The following is a 23,467-nucleotide window of genomic DNA, read 5'->3' on the forward strand; positions in this document are numbered from 1 at the left end:
GCCGAAAGTACTTGCATGGAGACGTGCTGGGAGGATAGGAAGTTGCCAGTTAGAGAAGGCACTGAGTATTCAGTGCCTTTTTTCTGTATAGATGGAAAATTTAATAATGAGGTGAATGTTATGGATTTATTTCGTAAAAAGGACATTACACATTTAGCACAAGATGCTGAAAACTCTGGTTTTGTGCGAAATCTAACAGCTTTTGACCTAGTGTTTTTAGGAATAGGTAGTGTCATAGGAACAGGCATTTTCGTATTAACAGGTGTTGGTGCAGCATTATATGCGGGTCCAGGTATAGCTATTTCGTTTATTTTGGCATCTATCGCCTGTGCTTTTGCAGGTTTAGCTTATGCCGAATATTCATCAATGGTGCCAGTATCTGGTAGTGCGTATGCTTATACATATGCTTCATTGGGAGAATTCATGGCATTTTTGGTGGGATGGAATTTAATTCTAGAATATACAGTAACTTGTAGTACTGTGGCTGCTGGCTGGTCAGGTTATGTAACAGGATTATTGACATCAGGTGGATTAAATTTATCAATTGATTTTCTAAAAGTTCCAGCAGAGGGCGGAATTATAAATTTACCTGCTATTTTCATCACAATGTTTCTATGTATTCTCTTAGTTAGAGGCACTAAGGAAAGTATTTTTATAAATCGTATATTAGTTTTTATAAAAATTGCAGTAATTTTTATTTTTTTATGTTTGGCTATTCCAAATGTTGATGTTACTAATTGGGATCCATTTTTACCTTTTGGATATCAGGGAATTGCTTCGGGTGCTGCAATTGTATTTTTTGCTTATATTGGTTTTGATGCTGTGGCAACATCAGCTGAAGAAGCTAAAAATCCTTCAAGAGATGTTCCTATTGGTATTTTAGGTTCACTTGCAGTTTGTACTTTATTATATTTTGTTGTAGCGATGGTATTAACAGGAATAGTGCCTTATACTCAATTAAATAATGCAGAACCTGTAGCATATGCTCTTCGTGTTATAGGTTATCCTTTTGGTTCAGCTATTGTTGCTGTAGGTGCTATTTGTGGTATTACTACGGTATTGCTTGTTTTATTATATGGTCAAGCACGTATTTTCTTTGCATTGTCTCGTGATGGTATGATCCCTGAAGGTATTTGTAGAGTTCATAAAAAATATCATACTCCATATTTAGTTACAATAGGTGGCTGTATTTTAGTTTCACTTATTGCAGGTTTTGTTCCTATAAATGTAATCGCAGAAATGGCTAATATTGGTACATTATCAGCGTTCTTTATTGCAGGTTTTGGTGTATTGTATTTGCGAATTACACATCCTGAAATAAAGAGAGGTTTTAAATGTCCTGCTATATATATTGTAGGGCCGATGGCTATGCTCAGTTGTGGCTATTTAATGTATAATTTACCAGGGCTTACTTGGATTAGATTTATTGTTTGGTGTATTATAGGGATTGTTATTTATTTTGTATATAGTTATAAACATTCATTGTTAAATAAATAAATTATTATTGATTTAGAGATTAGACTTGTTAGAGTTTAATCTCTTATTTTTTTATGTAATGAAATAATTACAGTTGTAATGAAATAATTACATTTTTTGTAATAAAAATATTACAAAAATAGAGATGATAATAAAAAATACTTATTTATTAATATAAAATTTTTATGATTTATTTTGGCATATAATTTGCATTATATATAAGGTGTAAATCAAAAATGATTATAAATAGTTTATGATAAAATTTTTCGACCTGAAGGAGGGTTTATATTATGATTATTAGTGTTATTAAAGAGATTAAAAACAATGAAAACCGTGTAGGTCTAACTCCTGCCGGAAGTGAAGCTTTAATACGTGCAGGACATACTGTATTAGTAGAAAAATCTGCTGGTATTGGCAGTGGATTTACAGATGAAGCTTATATCGCTACTGGTGCTGAAATTGTTGAAAATAAACAAGAACTCTTTGATAGAGCTGATATGATTATCAAGGTTAAAGAACCATTACCATCTGAATATGATCTATTCCATGAGGGTCAAATTCTATATACTTATTTACATTTAGCTCCAGAACCTGAACTCACAGATGCTCTATTGCGTCATAAAGTTGTAGGTATCGCATATGAAACAGTTAGAGGTAGAGATGGACGTAGTTTACCACTTCTTTCCCCAATGAGTGAAATTGCTGGACGTATGTCTGTTCAATTAGGTGCTCAATTCCTTGAAAGTCAATATGGTGGACGTGGAGTATTATTAGGTGGTGTGACAGGTGTTTGCCCTGGCCAAGTAGTAATCATCGGTGGAGGTATTGTTGGTACGAATGCTGCTAAGATGGCAGCTGGTTTAGGTGCTAGAGTTACTATTATTGATCTTTCTATCGATAGACTTCGTTATCTTGATGATATTTTCCATGGCCGTGTAGTTACTGAAATGTCCAATAGTTATAATATTGCAAAATGGGTGGCTAGAGCTGATTTATTGATTAGTTCTGTGCTTATTCCAGGTGCCAAAACTCCTATTTTAGTAACTGAAGATATGATTAAAACAATGAAACCTGGTTCTGTTGTTGTCGATGTTGCTATCGACCAAGGTGGTGCAGTTGAAACATGTGACCATTGCACAACACATGATGATCCTATATTTGTAAAACATGATGTAACTCATTATTCTGTAGCAAATATCCCTGGTGCAGTATCAAGAACTTCTACTTTGGCATTAACAAACGCTACTTTGCCTTATGCTTTAGCAATTGCTAATAAAGGATATAAACAAGCTTGTCTTGATGATCCTGGTTTAATGCAAGGTATTAATACTATAGATGGTAAAGTAACATTTAAAGGCGTAGCAGAAGGTTTGAATTTACCTTATTATGATATTCATGAAATCTTAAAATAAAAAGCTAAGGCCTGGTTTTACCAGGCCTTTATTTTTGAAATAATGAGAAAGTAAGTGATGTTTTCGTGTTGTAAAAAAAGGAGTGTTTTTTATGGATCTGTTCCGTAAGAAAGATATTGGTGCTTTGCGTTCAATGGCACAAAATTCAGGTCTTACAAGAAATTTAAGTGCATTTGATTTAGTTTTCTTAGGTATTGGTAGCGTAATTGGTACAGGGATTTTCGTATTAACTGGTGTAGGTGCAGCTTTATATGCAGGGCCGGGGATATCATTATCTTTCGTATTAGCATCTATTGCTTGTGCTTTTGCAGGTCTTGCTTATGCGGAATATGCATCAATGGTTCCAGTAGCAGGAAGTGCATATGCTTATACGTATGCTTCATTAGGTGAATTTTTAGCTTTCATTGTAGGCTGGAATTTAATTTTGGAATATACTGTTACTTGTAGTACAGTGGCAGCCGGATGGTCAGGTTATGTAGTAGGACTTTTGGCTTCAGGTGGCATAGATTTACCAGTTGCATTTACGAAAGTTCCTGAAGAGGGCGGTATCATCAATATACCTGCTATTTTAGTTACTATGTTTTTATGTATATTATTGGTACGTGGAACAAAAGAAACTGTTATGATTAACCGTATTTTAGTATTTGTAAAATTAGCGGTTATCGTTGTTTTCTTTGTATTAGCAGTACCAAATATTGATCCAACTAACTGGGATCCATTCTTGCCGTATGGTACACAAGGTATTTCAGCTGGGGCGGCAATTGTATTCTTCGCTTATATTGGGTTTGATGCGGTTGCTACGTCTGCAGAAGAAGCGAGAAATCCTTCACGCGATTTACCTATAGGTATTTTAGGTTCTTTGGGTGTTTGTGCGGTATTATACTTCTTTGTGGCAATTATATTGACAGGTGTAGTGCCTTATACAGATTTGAATAATGCTGAACCTGTGGCATATGCTCTTCGTGTTATTGGTTATCCAATTGGTTCAGCTATTGTTGCTGTAGGTGCTATTTGTGGTATAACTACAGTGTTGCTCGTTTTATTATATGGTCAAGCACGTATTTTCTTTGCACTATCTCGTGATGGCATGATACCAGCAGGTATTTGTAAAGTTCATAAATTATATAGAACTCCTTATTTAGTAACAATCGGTGGATGTGTTTTAGTATCTGTTATAGCAGGTTTTGCACCTATTCATTTAATCGCTGAAATGGCAAATATTGGTACGTTATCTGCATTCTTTATTGCAGGATTTGGTGTTTTATATTTAAGAATAAAACGTCCAGATATTAAACGTGGCTTTAAATGTCCTGCAATTTATTTTGTAGCTCCAATGGCTATGATTTGTTGTGGCTATTTGATGTATAATTTACCAATTCACACATGGATTCGTTTTGTTGTATGGTGTGTACTTGGTTTTATTGTATATTTTGGTTATAGCTATAGACATTCAAAATTAGAATCTAAAAAATAGTTTCATAATAATAATAACTGCACTCCAAAGGTTAGATATAAAGATAATCTTTTGGGTGCAGTTTCTTTATTAATTATTATTTTTATTAAAACTTAAATCATATTCTTTCATTTTACGAATAACACTAGTATGAGATAAACCGAGTGCTGCACCTAATTTACGTGATGAGGTAAATTTTTTCATCGCTTGTTGAATAATATTTTTTTCTGTGCGACGAAGTGCTTCATTTAAATTAAAAGTAGAATGATCATTTAAGTTATTTAAAGATGTGTTATTTTGCATTTGGTTGAATAATATTATATCATCAGCTGTTATTTGTGAACCTTGAGCAACATTTATAGCTCGTTCAATAATATTACTTAATTCACGTACATTTCCGGGATAATCGTAATGAGTGAGTTTTTCTAAAGCTTCAGGAGAAATGGATTTTATGCGAGTATTGATGTTATTAACAGTGGATTGGAAAAGATAATTTGCAAGTAAACAAATATCTTCTTTGCGTTCGCGAAGTGGTGGCAAATATAGTGGTATTACATTTAAACGATAGTATAAATCTTGACGAAATAATCCGTCTTGTACCATTTGTTCAAGATTACAATTTGTGGCAGAAATAATGCGTACATTTATAGGAATTTCACGATTACCACCTATGCGACGTACGCGATGTTCTTGAAGTACACGCAGTAATTTTGCTTGAAGTGTAGAAGAGATATCGCCTATCTCATCGAGAAATAAAGTGCCACCGCTAGCTAATTCAAATAGGCCAAGTTTACCGCCTTTATTTGCTCCGGTGAAAGTACCTTCTTCGTAACCAAATAATTCACTTTCAAGTAGAGTATCAGGAATAGCCGTGCAGTTGATAGCGAGAAAGATATTATCGCGACGAGGTGAAGCGTTATGGATTGCTCTAGCGAATAATTCTTTACCTGAACCTGTTTCTCCGCGAATAAGAATTGTGGAGTTACTACCAGCATAATGTTGAGCCGACAAAATTAATTTTTCCATAATATCGCTTTGATGGATAATATCTTTAAAGCTAGTAGAAGGCTGTCCCGTGATTTTTTGGTATATTTGACGTACTGTTTCTATATCGCGAATGACAGCAACGCCACCAGATAAATTATTATTTTCATCGAGAAGAGGCTGACTACTCACCATATAATGATTGTTATATTCTTCGGCATAGACTTCATGATGAAGATATTTTTTACCAGTTTGTAATGTTTTTAATAATAATTTACAAAAAGGCAATGCTTTGGATATATGTTGTCCTAAAATATTATCATTGGGAATTTTTAGAATTTTTATGGCAATTTTATTGATATAGATGATATTTCCGTTTTTATCAGTGATGATAATTCCTTCATTTATTGTATTAAAGACAATATCCATCTGTTGATATTTTTCATTGTGTGGCATTATCATGATAGAAGTTATGTTTATAATACCAGATAATTTATGAAGTTCGGATAATATTTTTTGCTCATCTTTATAAGTAAGAGCTTCTGTCTCTAAATAAGTAGTATTTTTAATAACTTCCATAGAAATAATATTTACATTATATTTTAATAAAATTTTTGATATATCGTAGACTAATCCATGGCGGTCTTTATTTTCAATACGTATTTTCATAGATTATAAAGCACCTCTTGAGAAAAGTTTAATTTAAATATGCTAAGAAATTTTAAATTAATAAAATCTCTTAGCATATTTTAGTATGGTTATTAATGAAAAAAATTAATCTTCAATGCCTTTACGACCTTGAAGTCCTTTTTGATAATAATGTTTAATTTCTTGCATATCAGTGATTAAATCTGCACGTTCACATAACCATTTTGGTGCATATCGACCAGTGCAAACTACTTCTACATCTGAAGGTATTTGATTTAAAACATTTTCTAGAGTTTCTTTAGTAATTAAGTCATAATACATAGCAACATTTATTTCATCGAGGATTATTAAATCATAATGTGTATTTGTTATTTCTTCAAGTAATGTTTTTAAGCTGTCATTGACTAATTTTACATAATCTTTTGGTGGATTGCCTTCAGGATAAACTTGAAGCATATCTCCCCATTTTTTGATTTCTTCATCAGTTAACATGCCTTCTTTGGCGATGAAATACGGTTTACCACTAGTTGTCAATTTCAATTGCGGTGCAAATTTTTGTAAAATGGATTGTTCGCTATAGGCTAAGGTTTTCATAAATTGACAAAAATAAACTTTTTTATCAGCACCTAAACTGCGAATAGCAAGACCTATAGCAGCTGTTGTTTTACCTTTGCCGTTACCTGTATAAACTTGAAGCATATAATCAGCTCCTTTTAAGTAAATCTTATTTTAGGAAATTTATTTATCAGCGATTATCTACTTTATCTAAGCTATATAAATCATGGTTAACAAAACGAGTATGAGCTAATTGTTCATATTTTGTATCAGGACGACCATAATTTGTATATGGGTCAATAGAGATACCACCACGAGGTAAGAATTTTCCCCATACTTCAATATATTTAGGATTCATGAGTTTGATTAAGTCCTTCATAATGATATTTACTACATCTTCATGAAAGTCGCCATTATTTCTAAAACTGAATAAATATAATTTTAAAGATTTGCTTTCTACCATTTTCTGGTCAGGGATATAAGAAATATAAATTGTACCAAAATCTGGTTGACCTGTGATAGGGCAAAGTGTAGTAAATTCGGGGCAATTAAATTTTACCCAGTAATCATGGTCAGGATGTTTATTATCAAATGTTTCTAATACATCTGGACGATAGTTGAATTCATATTTTACATTTTTTTGACCTAAAAGAGTGATGTCTTTTGTTTCTTCGCTAGTACGCATCTATATACCATCCTTTTAAATAATTAATCATTTTAAGTATAAATTTAAAATTATTGATAAAAATATTATATCATACTTATGAAATGATGTTGAATTGTGATTTATTATATAAATTTATAATGTAGATTTACAAATTATCAATAAAAAAAGATATTATTACTTGACTAAAATACTTTTGTAGCAGTAAAATTGACATATTATCATAGATATTTTAAAATAATATCATATTTTTTTACAAAATGTTTATTTTTTATATAACATTGTAAAATGGTAAAAGCATTATTTAATTATGAGTTCGATAAAGAAGAACTTATATTTTTATTTTAGGAGGCTTATTTGATGGAAGATCGTATTTACAATTTTAATCCTGGTCCTGCTATGCAACCTTTAGAAGTATTACAAGAAGCTCAAGCTGAATTTTTAAATTTTGCTAAGAGTGGAATGTCAATTATAGAAATCAGTCATCGTTCTAAACAATATGAACAAGTACATAATCAAGCAAAAGCTGATATAAAAGAACTTATGGGTCTTGGCGATGATTATGAAGTTTTATTCTGCCAAGGTGGAGCAAGTATGCAATTCACTATGATTCCACAAAATTTTGCTGTTGATGGCAAAGTAGGTAACTATGTATTATCTGGTAGTTTTGCAACTAAAGCTTATGATGAAGCAAAACTTTTAAATCGTGGATTTGTAGCAGCTTCTAGCAAAGATCGCGATTTTAAACATATTCCAACTCAAGATGAAATTAAATTAAGTGACAATGCAGCATATCTTCATTTATGCTACAATAATACAATTTATGGTACAGAATATCATTACATTCCAGAAACTGGCGATGTTCCACTTATCGCTGATATGTCTTCTGATATGTTATCTCGTCCACTTGATTTTTCTAAATTTAGTTTAATTTATGCAGGTGCTCAGAAAAATCTTGGACCTGCTGGTGTTGTTGTAGTTGTTGCTCGCAAATCTTTCCTTGAAAACTCTCCAAAAGAAGTGCCAACAATGCTTCGCTATGATACTTATTTGAAGAAAAATTCTTTATATAATACACCACCTGCATTTGGTATCTACATGGTAGGTAAGGTAGTAGCTTGGATAAAAGCAAATGGCGGTTTAGAAGGCATGGCGAAAAAAAATGCAGCAAAAGCTAAATTAGTTTACGATGCAATTGATAACAGTGATGGTTTCTATAAAGGTCATGCAGACAAAGATAGTCGTTCTTTCATGAATGTTACTTTCCGTTTACCAAGTGAAGAATTAGAAGCTAAATTTGCTAAAGAAGCTTTAGAACATGGTTTAGGTGGCGTAAAAGGTCATCGCTCTGTCGGCGGTATGCGTACATCTATTTATAATGCAATGCCAATGGAAGGTTGTCAGGCTCTTGTTGATTTCATGGAAAAATTCCGTAAAGCTAATAAATAAGTGTGATAATAAAAATTCCTTAGTAGTTATTTAGCTACTAAGGAATTTTCTTATTTTATAGGAATGTTTAAATAGATAGGTTCTAATTCTGCTATTTTTATGCGACCGGCGGATAAATTAGTGATATCTTTTAAGATATTTTCACTGTCATTTTGAGCTAATAATAAAGTAAAGCTCACGATGTCACTGTAATCTTTATTTCGAATGCGGATTTCTTTTTGATGAAGATAATTTTCTATACTGCCTAGTAAATCATAGTTTAAATCTATTTTATAGCAATTAAAGATAGATTTTTTTACAATTGTGGAAACATCAAGCCCTAAGGTCACAGATTTTCCGTAAGCACGAATCAGACCGCCAGCACCTAATTTAATACCGCCAAAATATCTAGTAACGACAACGACGATATCACTGAGTTCATTTTTTTTGAGCACTTCAAGCATAGGAGCACCAGCTGTACCACTAGGTTCACCATCGTCACTGGATTTTTGAATTTCACTGCGTTCACCGATGATATAAGCAGAGCAGTTATGGCGGGCATCAAAATGTTTCTTTTTTATAGCTGTAATAAATTCTTGAGCTTCAGTTTCAGTTTCCACATGTTTGATATACGTTAAAAATCTGGATTTGTTGATTTCCCATTCAGTAAAATATTCGTCATCTATTGTTTTATATTCAAGCATAATTTCACCTCAAAATAATTATAATATAAATAGCATGAAAATTTTTATAAGTTTTTTTTCTTTTTGTATGGTAAAATAATGAATTTTATAGTATTATTTTTGTAATATAAACAAATATACTTAATTGTATATTTATATAATTTATATAATAATATAAGAAAGGTTGTGTTATTAAGGAGATGAACAACAAACCTATAATGAATAGGGGTCTGAAAAACAGACATATACAGCTAATTTCATTAGGTGGAATTATTGGTAGCTGTTATTTTTTAGGTACTGGTTATGTATTAGAACAAGCGGGACCTGCTTCTATTTTGGCATATTTATTAGGCGGAATAGTAGTATTATGCGTTATGCTATGTTTGGCTGAATTAGCAGTAGCTCAGCCTGTATCTAGTTCTTTTGTCACGTATGCAAATGATCATATATCACCTACATGGGCATGTGGTGTTGGTTGGGCATATTGGTTGAACTGGATTGTTTATGTACCTGCAGAAATGATTGCAGCGGGAATTATCATGAATCAATTTGTACCTGAGGTCAGTCAATTATGGTGGGCTGTATCGTTTGGTTTAGTTGTTACCTTTATAAACCTATTCAGTGTAGGCAAGTTTGGTGAAAGTGAATTTTGGTTATCAATTATAAAAATAGTCGCATTAGTTGTTTTTAGTATCGTTGCTTTTGCTATTTGCATGGGCTGGGCTGGTGAAACTGGTGAACCTATTGGAACAAAAATTCTTTTAGGCAGTGGAGGCTTTGCTCCTCATGGATATTGGGCAATTATTATGACAATGGTAATTATTTTAGTTAATTTCCAAGGGTCAGAAATAATTGGCTTGGCTGCTGGCGAATGTAAAGATCCAGCCAAAAGTATTCCTATAGCAGTTCGCAATGTTACATGGAGAATTATTGCTTTATATATTATACCAATTACATTATTGATATCAATATTGCCATGGGATGAAGCGACTTTGACAGAAAGTGTATTTGCAGCAGCACTTCATCGTTATGGTTTTGATTGGCTTGGATATATGTTTGCTTTTGTTATTCTTACAGCAGCAATTTCTTGTTCTAATTCAGGCCTTTATGGAGCAGGTAGAGCATTACATGGTCTTTCTCGACATAAAATGGCACCAAAATTTTTGGGTAAATTAAATCATAATGGTATGCCTCAAAATTCAATTATTGTATCTATTTGTGCTTGTTGGATAATAATTTTGTTATACACTTTAGATACAAGTGAAACAGCATATACTTATTTATTAGCTGTTTCAGGTTTTACAGGTGCGATGGCTTGGATTTCTATTTGCTGGAGTCAATACAATTTCCGTAAAAAAATGATAGCAGAAAACAGAGTATCTGAATTAAAATACAAAACCCCATTTTTTCCTTATGTAACTTTATTTGGAATTTGGGTACAGGTATTTTGCCTAATAGTAATTGCATTTACAGATGATTTACGTTCTACTTTATATGCAGGTGTTCCAATGATGGTAATACCGATGATAATTTTTAAATTAAAACAAATAAGAGCACATCGTGCTGAGTTAATACGCAATAAAACTGAATTATAAAGATAAAAAAAGCTGTACATTAATTTGTACAGCTTTTTTTATAATGGAACTTTTTTCAGTATGATATCTTCAACGGTTTTTTTTATACTAAAAATATCGCTATTAAATGAAGCTTCAACAGCAGCTATGACAGCACCTTCAACTAATGGTGCATTAGCTATTTGAATTTTACTGATATCTTTATCATCTTCGTCCATCATATCAATAACCATTTCTGTAGTTAACACAGAGCTTCCTAAATCAGTAAGGATTAGTACTCCATCAGTTCCATTTACTTTTTCAATGGCAGATTTTATTTTTTTCATGTCGGTGCCAAGTTTTCCATCTGATGTGCCTCCTGCGGCCATAATTTTTAATGCAGGGTCTGCCATTTGGAGAGCTAGTTCTTTTGTGCCATCGGCAATTAAAGAACTATGAGATACAATTACAATTCCAATCACGAAGCACACCTCTATTCAATTATAAAATAAGTTCATAGATAATAATATGTTACTTGAGCCATAGTGTCAATCTATTAATATTATATTTTAGATAATATCTATAGATAAAGTATTGCATAAGATGTGAATAGGTGCCATAATTGATATTGAAGATATAATATATTATGGGACTTATTAATTAAATTATAATTGGAGGAAAAACTATGGTATTATCAATACGCACTAAATTAAAAATTTTTGCTGCGGCGATATTATTAGTACTTATTATCATAGGCGGAAGTTTGGCATATTTTAATTTTTATGTGAAAACGCCAGAATACACATTAAAAGCTATTCAAGAGTCAATACAAAATCATGATATAGACGAGTTTAATAAATATGTAGATATTGATAATGTTGTAGCAGGTGTAACAAATAATATATTAGATAGTATAATTGCTTCACAAGAAAATTTACCGGAAGAAGCAAAAGTAGCCATGAATAGTTTAGCTACTATGTTTAAAGCACCATTGATTGCGAGTCTACAGGAAGGTTTGAATAATTATGTAAAAACTGGTAGCTGGCAATCTGGAAATACGACAGCTGATAGCCAAGGTGCAATGATAAATTCAGACATGATAATAGAACAGGCTGGTTTATCAGATCTTAATTTTGAGGGAATTGATTATATCAATAAAAATGAAGAAAATAGAACAGCAGAAGCTGGGATAAAAGTAACACAAAGTGAAATAAATCAGCCATTTATTTTTAAAGTGTCCTTAGAAGAACAAGCAGATGGTTATTGGAAAGTTGTTAGCATAGATAATTTTGATGAATTTATTAAAGCATTGGCAGAAGGTAGAAAAGAGTATATTAAAGATTATTTAAGTCAAACAGCAGTAATTATTTTAGATAAAGAAAAGGTTTTGACAGAAAATGAGGCTAATTTAAATGCTGCTTTGAGTCTAGGTGCTTTGGGAAATGAGCAAAATAGAGCGGATTTAAAAAATACTATTGAAACGAAAATTTTACCACAGTTGCAAGATTTGCAAACAGCACTACAATCTATGAATGTACCAAAATCTGCAGAAACATTGCATAATTTACGTTTAAAAGCTTGTGAAAGTAAGATTGCATATTATGAAAATTATGCTAAATGGTTAGACAATAAAGATATTAAAACTTTAAGAGAAGCTACAGATAATTTGAAAAAAGCTAAAACCATGGAACATGAAGCTGATTTATTAACAAAACGCATTGAAAATCAAATAAAATAAGTAAAAGCTCTTAATAGGTATATTGGAATACATATCTATTAAGAGCTTTTTTTGAAAACTATATTCTTGTTTAAACGATATAGATAATTTATAATTGGGAAGAGGTGATTTTAGAATGAAAAAAAACATTCAAGAAATGATTTTATTATATAATTTCACAGATGAAATGAGATTGACAGAATTAAAAAATTTATTAGAGTCAATGAAGATAAAAGTCATTTTAGTGGATAAGAAAGAGCATTATCAAAAAATAGGTTATTTATTTGGTTTGAAGGGTTTTAGTAAGATTGAACCAACAGATGAAAAGCCTTTGGATTTTGAATATGAATTAATGATGTTTCATAATTTTTCTAAATCTAGATTAGATAGTGTATTAAAAAATATGCGAGAAAAAAATATACAAGTACCTATATGTAAGGCGGTAGTTACTACTTTTAATCGTTTTTGGAGTATAACACGTGTTTGTCATGCGTTAGAAAAAGAACATTTAGCGATGAGAAAACAAAAAGAATAATATGAGTTTAAAATTTAGAAAGGTGATTTTTGTTGGATAATAAAGATTCTTTTAATAGGGTAGGTATAGCAAGAAATGATGAACCTACAAGATTTTTAACTGAAGAAGAAATGGAGCAATTAGAACAAGCTAGATTTAATTATGAAAATAAAACAGAAGATACTGTTGAAAAAAATAATAAAATAAAGATAGAAGATATAGCTCCAAAGAAAAAATCAAAATCATCTGTTTGGAAAAAAACTCAAAGTTTTGGTGAAAAATTAAAAAATATTGTGAAAAAAATTTGTATAGTGGCAAGTTTTGTCATTGTAGCTATATTAGGATTTTATTTAGCTTTTTCTTGGAATATGCCTATCGATAGGGATAAAGATAAAGTAGTGAAAAATGATATTCAACAACAAACACAAATAAAAGATGATGGTCAAGATAGTGATTTTAAAAATTTAAATAATAAATTAGATAGTACAATAGATGAAGAAACGAATACCTTTACTAAAAAAATAAATCATGCTAAACAGATTGTTAGTGATTTAGATGAAAATATAAATAAAGATGGTAGCTTAAAAGAAAAAGTGGTAGAAGTAAAGACATCGGCTCAAGGTTTTGTGGAAGACCATGGAGATGAATTAGATATACTAAAATATAATTTGGAAAATTTGATAGATAAAATTTTAAGATAAAGGCAGAGCATATCTGCCTTTTTTATTTTGTATACAGTAAAACTATACAATACAATTTTATTTGATATGATGAAAAAATGATAAAAAAAGCTTTAAAATATATATAAATAGCATATATTGTCAAGATGTAAATTTAATTTATGCGTATGTTGATTTTTAAATATACAATACTGAAAATTATAACTATTTTAAAAGCTTTATAATGAAAGGTTTTTACTAATTATAATAGTGAAATAGATTGCATAAATATATTGACATAGTCGTAACAAGTTTTTATAATGTATATTGCACTTTATTATAAAGGTACATTAGAAAGACACTAATGTATTTATTATTTGATATGGATTTATAAGAATTTATTTAGAATAAATTATTGGAGGCGGTTATTATGTGTAGAATAGGTTCTATAAAAAGTAAAGTTCCTGTTAGTCCGGCAAAAGCTTTAAAATTAATGATACCTCAACAAGAAGGTCATGATAATTCTGGATTTGCCATGGTTATGAAAGATTTATATGGTATTTTTTCCGACTATAAAGATAAGCCGTTACTTTCTTTAGCTTGTACTCAACGTGGTGCAGAAATGGTTGAAGAATACATGGATAGCCACAACTTTATTCAATTGGCAGAATGGATCCCTGTTCCTGATAAACAACCAGGTCTTGATATTCAAGCAATGCCATATTATATATTCCGTAATTACGATTATCCTGAATACTATAAGGATAAATCTGAAGATGAAAAAGGCGAGTTATTATTAGATACACGTTTAGCCCTTCGTAAAATATTAGAAGAATCCGGAAATGGTTTTGTATATTCATTTTGGCCAGATGTACTTACTTTAAAAGAAATCGGTGACCCTGCTGATATTGCTACATATTTCCATCTTTGGAATGAAAATGGCTGTTTACTCGCTAAAAATATTGTTGCTCAATGTCGTCAGAATACAAACTACGATATTGTACGTTATGCAGCTCATCCTTTCTTTTTACAAGGATATACTCTCTGTGCTAATGGTGAAAATACATTCTTTACTAAAAATAAAGAATTCCAAAAATCATTACATCGTGGATATATTGGTTTTGAATCAGATTCTCAAAACTTTTTATACACACTTCACTATGTTTTACATGAATTAAAATGGCCTATTGAATATTTTAAACATGTAATTACACCTCTTCCATTTGAAGAAATTGATAAACGTGAAGATAAAGAAGTATTAACAGCTATTCGTCAATCCTTAGCTAATTTGGAAATAAATGGACCAAATACAGTTATTGCTAATTTACCAGATGGCAGAATGATGACATGCTGTGATTCTAAAAAACTTCGCCCAGTTGTTGTAGGTGGCGATGAAAATATGGTAGCTATTGCTTCAGAAGTTTGTGGTATTAATGAAATATTACCAAATAGAGATATGAGTAAAGATATTTATCCTAATGAACGTGAAGTTGTAGTAATTAACAATGACTTGGAGGTTCAAAGATGGAAACAGTAAGAACGCAAGATATAAGTACAAACGACCTTAATTGGAAAATTGAATATGATATGGACCGTTGCACTATGTGCGGTAGCTGTTTAGCAACTTGTACTTTTCAAGCAATTAAAGCAGATGTAATCCGTGTAGATAAAACTACTTCTGATGGATTATTTCCAGATCCAAAACATACGCATAAAGCAATACCTGTAATAAAACAGGTAAAAACACTTGCAAATGCTTGTGTTGGTTGTGGCATGTGTGAAAAAGTTTGTCCAAACGGTGCTATTCGTCCAGTGAGAAATGCTGATACAAGAAAAACATTGCTTTCTCGTGACCATGGTCCTATTAAACGTGGTGGACGTACAAATTTAAATGCTCAAAGAACATTAGATAGCATTATTGTAGGTCGTATCAGTCAGATGACTGACCCTGCACTTGATTCCCAGCGTCATACATTTGATATACGTTCTCCATTTGGTAGAGTATTACCAGCAAAAGATTTACCATTGAAAATGGAAAACGGGAAATTAGTCATGGAACATAAAGCACCTCCAGTAAATTGGATTTATCCACTTATTTTCTCCGATATGTCCATCGGTGCTCTTTCTACAAGAGCATGGGAAGCAGTTGCTCTTGCTTGTGCTTATTTAAATGAAAAATGCAATATTCCAATTCGTATGAGTTCTGGTGAAGGCGGTATGCCTAGCAAACTTTTAGAATCGGATTATTTAAAATATATGATTTTACAGATTGCTTCTGGTCACTTTGGTTGGAACCGTATTGTAAAAGCTCTTCCTAAAATGAAAGTAGATCCAGCAGGTGTTCTCATTAAAATTGGTCAAGGGGCAAAACCTGGTGATGGTGGTTTGCTTCCTGCAGCTAAAGTAGCGGAACATGTTCAAGCAATTCGTGGTGTACCAAAAGCTACACTTTCTTCTCCACCAAACCATCAAGGTTTGTATTCCATTGAAGAATCTGTACAGAAAATGCATTTATCCATGAATGCTGCTTTTGGTTTCAGAGTTCCTGTAGCTATTAAATGTGCGGCTTCAGCTACTTCTGTATCTGTATATAATAACTTACTTCGTGATCCTTATAAAATTTGTGGCGGTTTCTTCATTGATGGTATTCAAGGTGGTACAGGTGCTGCAAATGAAATTTCCTTAGACCATACAGGTCATCCAGTAGTTTCTAAAATTCGTGATTGCTATTTAGCAGCTGTTCAACAAGGTCTTCAAGGTCAAATTCCACTTTATGGTGGTGGTGGTATCGGTCTTACTGGTAATGCAGCAGCTGATGCTTTCAAAATGATGTGCCTTGGTGCAAATGGTGTATTCTGTGGTAAAATCTTAATTCAACTTTTAGGCTGTATCGGTAATGAACATGGTCGTTGTAATTCTTGTAATACTGGTAAATGTCCAACTGGTATTTGTACACAAGATCCTCGTCTTGTTAAACGCCTTGATATCGATAAAGGTGCACAAAAAATTGTTGATTATGTCTTAACTTTTGACCAAGAACTTAGAAAACTCATGGCTCCAATTGGTAACTCATCACTTCCAATCGGTAGAAGTGATGCTCTTGTTTCTACAGATAAAGCTATTGCTGAAAAACTTGGTATTCAATATGTATGCTAATTAGTGAGGAGGATTTTAGGAATGTTTACTATAGATACTTTAGTTGGACATGAACGTATGTCTACACAAGATTTACTCCTTGCTATTGGTCAAGCTGTAGCTAATGGAGAAACAGAATTTGAAATACATGCTTCTGGTCAGCATGATATTGGTGGTCCATTATGGCATCCAGAAGGTAAAAAATTATTTTTCCATGTAACTAACGCAGGTCAGCGTGTTGGTTGTATGTGTCTTGATAATACAGAAATCGTAGTAGATGAATCATCTTCTGCCGATGTTGGTTGGCTTAATGCTGGTGGTAAAATCACTGTTCGCGGTGATGCTGGTGATACAGCTGGTCATTGTTCTGCTGGTGGTAAAATTTATATCGGTGGTAGAGCAGGTACTCGTTCTGGTTCACTTATGAAACATGATCCACTTTATGAAGAACCACAATTATGGGTATTAAAAAATGTAGGTTCATTCTCTTTTGAATTCATGGGTGGCGGTAAAGCTGTTGTCTGTGGTGTAGATAGTGAACAATTTGCAAGTGTACTCGGTGAACGTCCATGTGTCGGCATGGTAGGCGGTACAGTATATTTCCGTGGTAAAATAGATGGCTATCCAGCAGATATTCGTTTGAAAGATTTAACACAAGAAGATATTGATTTTCTCAATAACAATATGGATGAATTCTTGGAATCCATTGGTAGAACAGAACTTCGCGATGAATTATCTAAATGGGAACAATGGCATAAATTAGAACCATTATCCTTTGCTGAAAAACAAGCTATAGCTAATAAACAACCAGATATAAAATCTTTCCGTCAAAATGAATGGATAAAAGGTGGTATGTTCAGTGATGTTGCTGTAGATGATTTCGTTGTAAATCCTACAGTAGTAACAGGAACATATCGTCAAAGAGTTCCTTACTGGGAAAATGCAAAATTTGCTGCTCCTTGTGAATTCCATTGTCCATCAAATATACCAACTCAAAAACGTTATAATTTAATTCGTCAAGGAAAATTAGAAGACGCAATTAAACTCGTATTAGAATATACACCATTCCCAGGTTCTGTCTGCGGTAGTGTTTGTCCAAATCCTTGTATGGAAGGCTGTACTCGTGGTGGTATTGATGAACCTATACAGATTGGTCCTCTTGGATATCTTTCTGCATTTACAAAAGTTGATGCACCAAAAGTTAAAACTGGTAAGAAAATCGCCGTTATCGGTGGTGGTGTAGCTGGTCTATCCGCTGCATGGCAACTTGCTCGTAAAGGTCATGATGTAACTGTTTATGATGATGATAAACATATGGGCGGTAAACTTGAACAAGTTATTCCTCGTGCTCGTTTATCTCATGAACTTTTGCAATCTGAACTCAAACGCATTGAAGATATGGGCGTTAAATTCGTACCAGAATGTAAAGTTGATGCTGAAAAATTTGCTCAAATTAAAAATGATGCAGATGCAGTTGTCGTAGCAACAGGTGGTCATAAATCCCGTTTCTTTAACTGGGAAGGTAAAGAAAAACTCGTTATGGGTCTTCAATTCTTAAAAGCAGTAAATCGCGGTGATAATCCAAAAGTTGGTAAACATGTAATCGTAATTGGTTGCGGTAATGCCGGTATGGATACAGCTCGTGGTGCTTATGATATGGGTGCAGAAACTGTTACTTGTATCGACGTACAAAAACCAGCAGCTTTCGATGAAGAAATTGAATACATTGAAAGCCGTGGTGGCAAATTAGTTTGGCCATTCATGACAACAAAAATCACTGATGAAGGTATCTATGATGATAAAGGTCGCTTTGTTCCTGGTGATATGGTTATGGTATCAATCGGTGAAGCACCTATTCTTGATTATTTACCTCAAGATGATAGCATTAAAAAATTCCGTGATTGGGTTGTACCAAATAAAGACAATTCTATTTTAGATGGAGTATTTGTAGCAGGTGACGTGATCAAACCTGGTCGTTTAACAGATGCTATTGGTTCTGGTCAAAAAGCAGCTTATTATGCAGATGCTTATGTAATGGATAAAGAAGTAGAACCATTCCCAGAAAAACAACAAGTAAATAAAGATACTTTAGCTAAAGCGTATTTTGATAAATGTCATCATTGCAATATAGGTGAGCCAGCAGACGATGTAAATCGTTGTATCAGCTGTGGTACTTGCCGTGATTGTGAAACTTGTATGCAATCTTGTCCTGAAAAAGCAATTACACGTATTCAACATTTAGATGGTAGCTTTGAATATGTATCTGATGCTAATAAATGTATCGGCTGTGGCATTTGTGCAGGTGTTTGTCCTTGTGGTATTTGGACATTGAAAAATAATCCTGAAGAAATAAAGATGTATAGAACTAAAGCTGAATAATTTTATAATCGGTGTTGATAAAAAGCTATCTGTTAATTTGACAGATAGCTTTTTTATTGAAATATATATTAATTAGAGTAGAGAAGTGAAAAAAATTGAGAAAATCTTTGATGGTAAAATTTTTAATTTTGTGTTTGTTGTTAGTTATAGGAGCAGTATTTCATATTTTAAATGTACCTCAACTCATGGAAGAATTTGTTAGATTTATAGCTGTAATTATAGCACTTGTGATGATAAAGCAAGTTTTTGATTATTTTCATGAAAAAAGAGAATAAGATTATTTAAAGGATTTCAAATAAAAATTGTGGAATTAGAATAATATAGACATTTTAAGGAGGTTATATAATGACTAATGAAGTTATAAAAGCTATGATTGAAAGACGTTCTTGTCGTAAATTTAAAGCTCAGCAAATAAAAGATGAAGAGCTGCAAGCTATTTTAGAAGCAGGTAAATATGCAGCTACGGGTAAAGGTTTGCAATCTCCGAAAATGGTAGTTATTCAAAATCCGGAAGTAATAGCAAAATTATCTAAATGGAATGCTGATATTATGGGCGTAAAATCCGATCCATTTTATGGAGCTCCTACAGTAATTTTGGTTTTAGCTGATGCTACAAGACCAACAGCAGTTCAAGATGGTTCACTTGTTATGGGCAATTTAATGCTTGCAGCTCATAGCTTAGGAGTGGCTTCTTGCTGGATTAATAGAGCAAAAGAAGAATTTGATACAGCAGAAGGCAAAGATTTATTAAAACAATGGGGCATTGAAGGCGATTATATCGGTGTCGGTCATTGTGTATTAGGATATGCTGCTAGTGATTTACCAAAACCAGCTGCTCGTAAAGATGATTATGTAGTTTTTGTTAAATAAAATTTAAATAAGATATAAAATAAATAAATAATGATTAAATTATAAATAGGTAAAAATTATGGTATTTGATGTTATAAACATTAAATACCTTTTTTATTGACAGAAAATATTTTTTAGAGTATTATATAATCTAACACTTGTAAAACTGTAAACCTAATATACTTAAATGTCTTAGTTTTATAAGATGAAATTTTATTTTACATATTTTAAATGCATTTATAATATAGTTTTTATGGTGGACTTATAGTTTTTATGGAGGGATTAAGATGAAAACATTAGAAGCAATCAGTAAGTTTATATCGAAATATATGGCGGCTTTTGTTATCATTGTGGCTGCAATAGCTTTATTTATGCCATGGACTTTTACGTGGTCGGCAAAATATGTTACATACTTATTGGGCATTGTCATGTTTGGTATGGGTATGACTTTGCGTTTTGAAGATTTTAAACTAGTATTTAAACGTCCGAAAGATGTATTTATTGGAGCACTTGCTCAATTTACTATCATGCCAGCACTTGCTTGGATTTTAGCAACATTATTTCAATTACCGCCAGAACTTGCAGTCGGTGTAATTTTAGTAGGTACTTGTCCAGGTGGTACATCCTCAAATGTTATGACTTATTTGGCACGTGGAGATGTAGCATTATCTGTATCTATGACGATGACAACAACTATATTAGCACCAATTGTTACCCCTATTCTCAGTTGGTGGCTCGCTGGTGCATGGATTGATATCTCTTTGCAAGCAATGATGATTTCTATTATTCAAGTAGTAGTAGTACCTATTGCGTTAGGTATTATCATCAATAAATTCTTTGGTGATTTTGTCCGCAAGGCTATAAAATTATTACCACTTATTTCTGTAATTGCTATCGTTTTAATCGTTGGTGGTGTAGTATCTGTTAGTGCTCAAAAAATAATGGAAACTGGTTTACTCATCATGGCTGTAGTTATTTTGCATAATATGTTAGGATATGCTTTAGGTTTTGCTATTGCTAAAGCGTTAAAAATGGATATGGCTAAATCAAAAGCTATTTCTATTGAAGTAGGTATGCAAAATTCAGGGTTGGCAACATCTCTTGCTATGATGCATTTTGGTGCTGTAGCAGCTATACCAGGTGCAATCTTTAGTGTATGGCATAATATATCTGGCTCTTTAGCAGCAAATTATTTAGCAGGTAAAATGGACAAAGAAGAAAATGTATCCGCAGAAAAATTAGTAGAAAACTAATTGAATATAAAAAGGGCAAGTTAATAATAGTTAGAAGTAAATAAATCATATCTTGCAGGTAAATATTGAATATGCTATATTATTAATAATGATTACTTACTCGCAAGGGGAGTAGCTGAACGATTGATATCGTCAATACGAGTTTATCTCCGGTACAATCGACATTTAATATGTAAGCAAGACCTTGTTTCCTAAGCTGATGTTTTTAGGAAGCAAGGTCTTTTTTTATATTATTAATATATTAAGATATAATTAATTTAGAAAGAAGCGATGAATAGTGGAAGGTATGTTTACTGCACCATGGTTTGCGGCACTTGGTAGTATATTATTATTGGATTTAATTTTAAGTGGTGATAATGCCATAGTAATAGCGATGGCTTGCAAATCGTTACCAGATAATGAACGTTTGAAAGGGATAATAATTGGTGGGGCAGGAGCAGTAATAGTGAGAGTTTGTCTTACTTTATTTGCTACAGAACTTTTAGGTCTTCCATATTTACAATTTATTGGTGGTGCTTTACTTATTTATATAGCTATTAAATTATTAGTAGATAATGGAGATGAAGAAACAAATGGTAAGCAGGCAACTACATTATTTGCAGCAGTTCGCACTATAATGATAGCTGATTTTATCATGAGTTTAGATAATGTATTAGCACTTGCAGGTGTTGCCAACATGGTTCCTGAGTCAAAATGGAGTCTTATTATTTGTGGTTTAATGATTAGTTTACCTATTGTACTTTGTGGTGCACAGCTTTTCATGCTTATTATGAAAAAATTACCATGGCTTATTTACTTAGGTGGGGGAATTTTAGCATATACAGCAGCTGAAATGATGACCATGGATAAAGTTGTTGGTGTTTATCTTGCAGATTGGAGTTTGATTATCAAAGTTATATTAGTGGTAATGGTATTGAGTATTGGATGGTTTAAAAACCATAAAAGTTGTAATTGTTAATCAAATTTTAGGAGGAATTTTTTTATGAATATGTTAAAAACGACGTTATTGATGGCGGCGTTAACTGGTATATTGATTGCAATTGGTGGAGCTATTGGCGGTAGTACTGGTGCTGTGGTCATGTTTGTCGTTTCTTTAGGATTAAATTTCTATACTTATTGGAATAGCGATACCATATGTTTAAGAGCATATAATGCTAGAGTGATAACACGTGAAGAAGCTCCTAATCTATATGATTTGGTAGAAAGATTAGCGAAAAGAGCACAGCTTCCTATGCCTAGGGTAGCTATTGTTAATGCTGATGAACCAAATGCTTTTGCTACAGGTAGAGATCCAGAACATGCAGCTGTAGCAGTAACTACTGGTATTATGAGCGTATTAAGTTATGAAGAGTTAGCAGGTGTTATCAGTCATGAACTTGCTCATGTTAAACATCGTGATACTTTGATTAGTACAGTAGCAGCATCAATTGCAGGTGTAATTTCTATGATCGCAAATGTTGCTCAATTTGCAGCTATTTTTGGTAGTGGTAGAGATGATGAAGAAGGTTCTAATCCATTAGCATTGATGGCAACAGCTATTTTAGCACCCATAGCAGCTGGAATAATTCAGATGGCAATTTCTCGTACACGTGAATATGGTGCTGATGCAGAAGGTGGACAGATTTGCGGAAATCCACTTTATTTAGCAAATGCTTTGGAAAAAATAGATTATTATGCAAAGCATGGAGAATTACCAAATGCAAAACCAGAAACATCACATATGTTTATTATTAATCCTTTAGCAGGTTCGGCAAAATCTATAGCAAATTTATTTAGCACACATCCATTGACTGAAGATAGAATAGCTAGACTTCGTGAACAAGCTAATCAACAAGGTATTACAACTATTTAATAATTTTTGTAAAGTTAATAGATATAATAGCCGAGGATATACTATTTTAATAGTATATCCTCGGCTATTTTCTACTAAAAATTTATATTTTGATACAGTTTATAAGGATTTTATCAGTTTTTTATAAAAAAATGTAAAAAAATAATAAAAAAGGTGTTGACAAAAGATTAAAAGCTAGATATAATAATTAAGCACTCAACGAGAGGGCAACTCAAAAAGAAGAAAATTGTTAAAAACAAAAAATAAATAAAAA

At 32.4% G+C, this 23,467-nt stretch carries 21 protein-coding genes; 16 read left to right on the forward strand and 5 right to left on the reverse strand.

All coding sequences use genetic code 11. The features are described from left to right. The first annotated feature begins 120 nt into the window (after window positions 1-120). From Q5I67_RS10095 to Q5I67_RS10105, 3 genes are all read left to right on the forward strand, one after another. A complete protein-coding gene (locus tag Q5I67_RS10095) occupies window positions 121-1,497 on the forward strand; it encodes an amino acid permease (RefSeq protein WP_296898304.1) in 1,377 nt (458 codons plus the stop codon). Window positions 1,498-1,766: 269 nt separating this feature from the next. Then, window positions 1,767-2,888: an alanine dehydrogenase gene (ald, locus tag Q5I67_RS10100; RefSeq protein WP_302487247.1), complete on the forward strand. Its 1,122-nt coding sequence runs from the start codon at window positions 1,767-1,769 to the stop codon at window positions 2,886-2,888. 91 nt (window positions 2,889-2,979) lie between these two features. Next, window positions 2,980-4,362, forward strand: a complete 1,383-nt coding sequence (locus tag Q5I67_RS10105; RefSeq protein ID WP_302487248.1) for an amino acid permease — start codon at window positions 2,980-2,982, stop codon at window positions 4,360-4,362. Between the two features lie 69 nt (window positions 4,363-4,431). Here the strand turns inward: Q5I67_RS10105 and Q5I67_RS10110 are convergent, their stop codons facing one another. From Q5I67_RS10110 to queF, 3 genes are all read right to left on the reverse strand, one after another. Then, a complete protein-coding gene (locus tag Q5I67_RS10110; protein ID WP_302487249.1) occupies window positions 4,432-5,994 on the reverse strand; it encodes a sigma 54-interacting transcriptional regulator in 1,563 nt (520 codons plus the stop codon). 105 nt (window positions 5,995-6,099) lie between these two features. Beyond that, complete coding sequence (locus Q5I67_RS10115; protein ID WP_296899010.1) at window positions 6,100-6,672, reverse strand: cob(I)yrinic acid a,c-diamide adenosyltransferase; 573 nt, start codon at window positions 6,670-6,672, stop codon at window positions 6,100-6,102. Between the two features lie 46 nt (window positions 6,673-6,718). Then, entirely contained in the window at window positions 6,719-7,213 is a 495-nt protein-coding gene (queF, locus tag Q5I67_RS10120) for a preQ(1) synthase (protein WP_296899008.1), read from the reverse strand. Window positions 7,214-7,552: 339 nt separating this feature from the next. Here queF and serC point away from each other — a divergent pair, with 339 nt between their 5' ends. Continuing rightward, window positions 7,553-8,641, forward strand: coding sequence for a 3-phosphoserine/phosphohydroxythreonine transaminase (serC, locus tag Q5I67_RS10125; protein ID WP_302487250.1), 1,089 nt, complete (start codon window positions 7,553-7,555; stop codon window positions 8,639-8,641). A 50-nt stretch (window positions 8,642-8,691) separates the two neighbouring features. On the opposite strand, the gene Q5I67_RS10130 is transcribed toward serC, so the two are convergent. Then, a complete protein-coding gene (locus Q5I67_RS10130) occupies window positions 8,692-9,324 on the reverse strand; it encodes a YigZ family protein (protein ID WP_302487251.1) in 633 nt (210 codons plus the stop codon). A 197-nt stretch (window positions 9,325-9,521) separates the two neighbouring features. Between Q5I67_RS10130 and Q5I67_RS10135 the strand changes: the two genes are divergently transcribed. Beyond that, the gene (locus Q5I67_RS10135; protein ID WP_296896059.1) at window positions 9,522-10,898 is read left to right on the forward strand and encodes an amino acid permease; all 1,377 of its coding nucleotides are present in this window, start codon (window positions 9,522-9,524) and stop codon (window positions 10,896-10,898) included. 38 nt (window positions 10,899-10,936) lie between these two features. Here Q5I67_RS10135 and dhaM read toward each other — a convergent pair whose 3' ends face one another. Next, entirely contained in the window at window positions 10,937-11,338 is a 402-nt protein-coding gene (gene dhaM / locus Q5I67_RS10140) for a dihydroxyacetone kinase phosphoryl donor subunit DhaM (protein WP_296896056.1), read from the reverse strand. A 203-nt stretch (window positions 11,339-11,541) separates the two neighbouring features. On the opposite strand from dhaM, the gene Q5I67_RS10145 reads away from it, so the two are divergent. From Q5I67_RS10145 to htpX, 11 genes are all read left to right on the forward strand, one after another. Beyond that, a complete protein-coding gene (locus tag Q5I67_RS10145) occupies window positions 11,542-12,594 on the forward strand; it encodes a DUF2939 domain-containing protein (protein ID WP_296896333.1) in 1,053 nt (350 codons plus the stop codon). A gap of 115 nt (window positions 12,595-12,709) precedes the next feature. Next, the gene (locus Q5I67_RS10150; RefSeq protein WP_296896330.1) at window positions 12,710-13,108 is read left to right on the forward strand and encodes a DUF3783 domain-containing protein; all 399 of its coding nucleotides are present in this window, start codon (window positions 12,710-12,712) and stop codon (window positions 13,106-13,108) included. A 32-nt stretch (window positions 13,109-13,140) separates the two neighbouring features. Further along, a complete protein-coding gene (locus Q5I67_RS10155) occupies window positions 13,141-13,788 on the forward strand; it encodes a hypothetical protein (RefSeq protein ID WP_282927372.1) in 648 nt (215 codons plus the stop codon). Window positions 13,789-14,176: 388 nt separating this feature from the next. Further along, window positions 14,177-15,283, forward strand: coding sequence for a glutamate synthase (locus Q5I67_RS10160; RefSeq protein WP_282927371.1), 1,107 nt, complete (start codon window positions 14,177-14,179; stop codon window positions 15,281-15,283). Continuing rightward, window positions 15,271-16,902 (forward strand): glutamate synthase-related protein, encoded by a 1,632-nt coding sequence (locus tag Q5I67_RS10165; protein WP_296896249.1) that lies wholly within the window; start codon window positions 15,271-15,273, stop codon window positions 16,900-16,902. Before Q5I67_RS10160 ends, Q5I67_RS10165 begins: the two co-directional genes overlap by 13 nt. 21 nt (window positions 16,903-16,923) lie before the next feature. Continuing rightward, window positions 16,924-19,260 (forward strand): FAD-dependent oxidoreductase, encoded by a 2,337-nt coding sequence (locus Q5I67_RS10170; RefSeq protein ID WP_296896247.1) that lies wholly within the window; start codon window positions 16,924-16,926, stop codon window positions 19,258-19,260. Window positions 19,261-19,370: 110 nt separating this feature from the next. Then, complete coding sequence (locus Q5I67_RS10175) at window positions 19,371-19,535, forward strand: hypothetical protein (RefSeq protein ID WP_177159380.1); 165 nt, start codon at window positions 19,371-19,373, stop codon at window positions 19,533-19,535. 70 nt (window positions 19,536-19,605) lie between these two features. Further along, window positions 19,606-20,130 carry a nitroreductase gene (locus tag Q5I67_RS10180; RefSeq protein ID WP_302487253.1) on the forward strand — a complete coding sequence of 175 codons (525 nt, stop codon included), beginning with the start codon at window positions 19,606-19,608 and terminating at the stop codon, window positions 20,128-20,130. A gap of 266 nt (window positions 20,131-20,396) precedes the next feature. After that, on the forward strand, window positions 20,397-21,362 hold the full coding sequence (locus Q5I67_RS10185) for a bile acid:sodium symporter family protein (protein ID WP_296896242.1): 966 nt from the start codon (window positions 20,397-20,399) through the stop codon (window positions 21,360-21,362). 286 nt (window positions 21,363-21,648) lie between these two features. After that, entirely contained in the window at window positions 21,649-22,320 is a 672-nt protein-coding gene (locus Q5I67_RS10190; protein ID WP_282927377.1) for a TerC family protein, read from the forward strand. A 24-nt stretch (window positions 22,321-22,344) separates the two neighbouring features. Next, complete coding sequence (htpX, locus tag Q5I67_RS10195) at window positions 22,345-23,214, forward strand: zinc metalloprotease HtpX (protein WP_302487254.1); 870 nt, start codon at window positions 22,345-22,347, stop codon at window positions 23,212-23,214. Window positions 23,215-23,467: the final 253 nt, after the last annotated feature.

This window comes from uncultured Megamonas sp., assembly GCF_958438645.1.
Classification (GTDB): domain Bacteria; phylum Bacillota; class Negativicutes; order Selenomonadales; family Selenomonadaceae; genus Megamonas.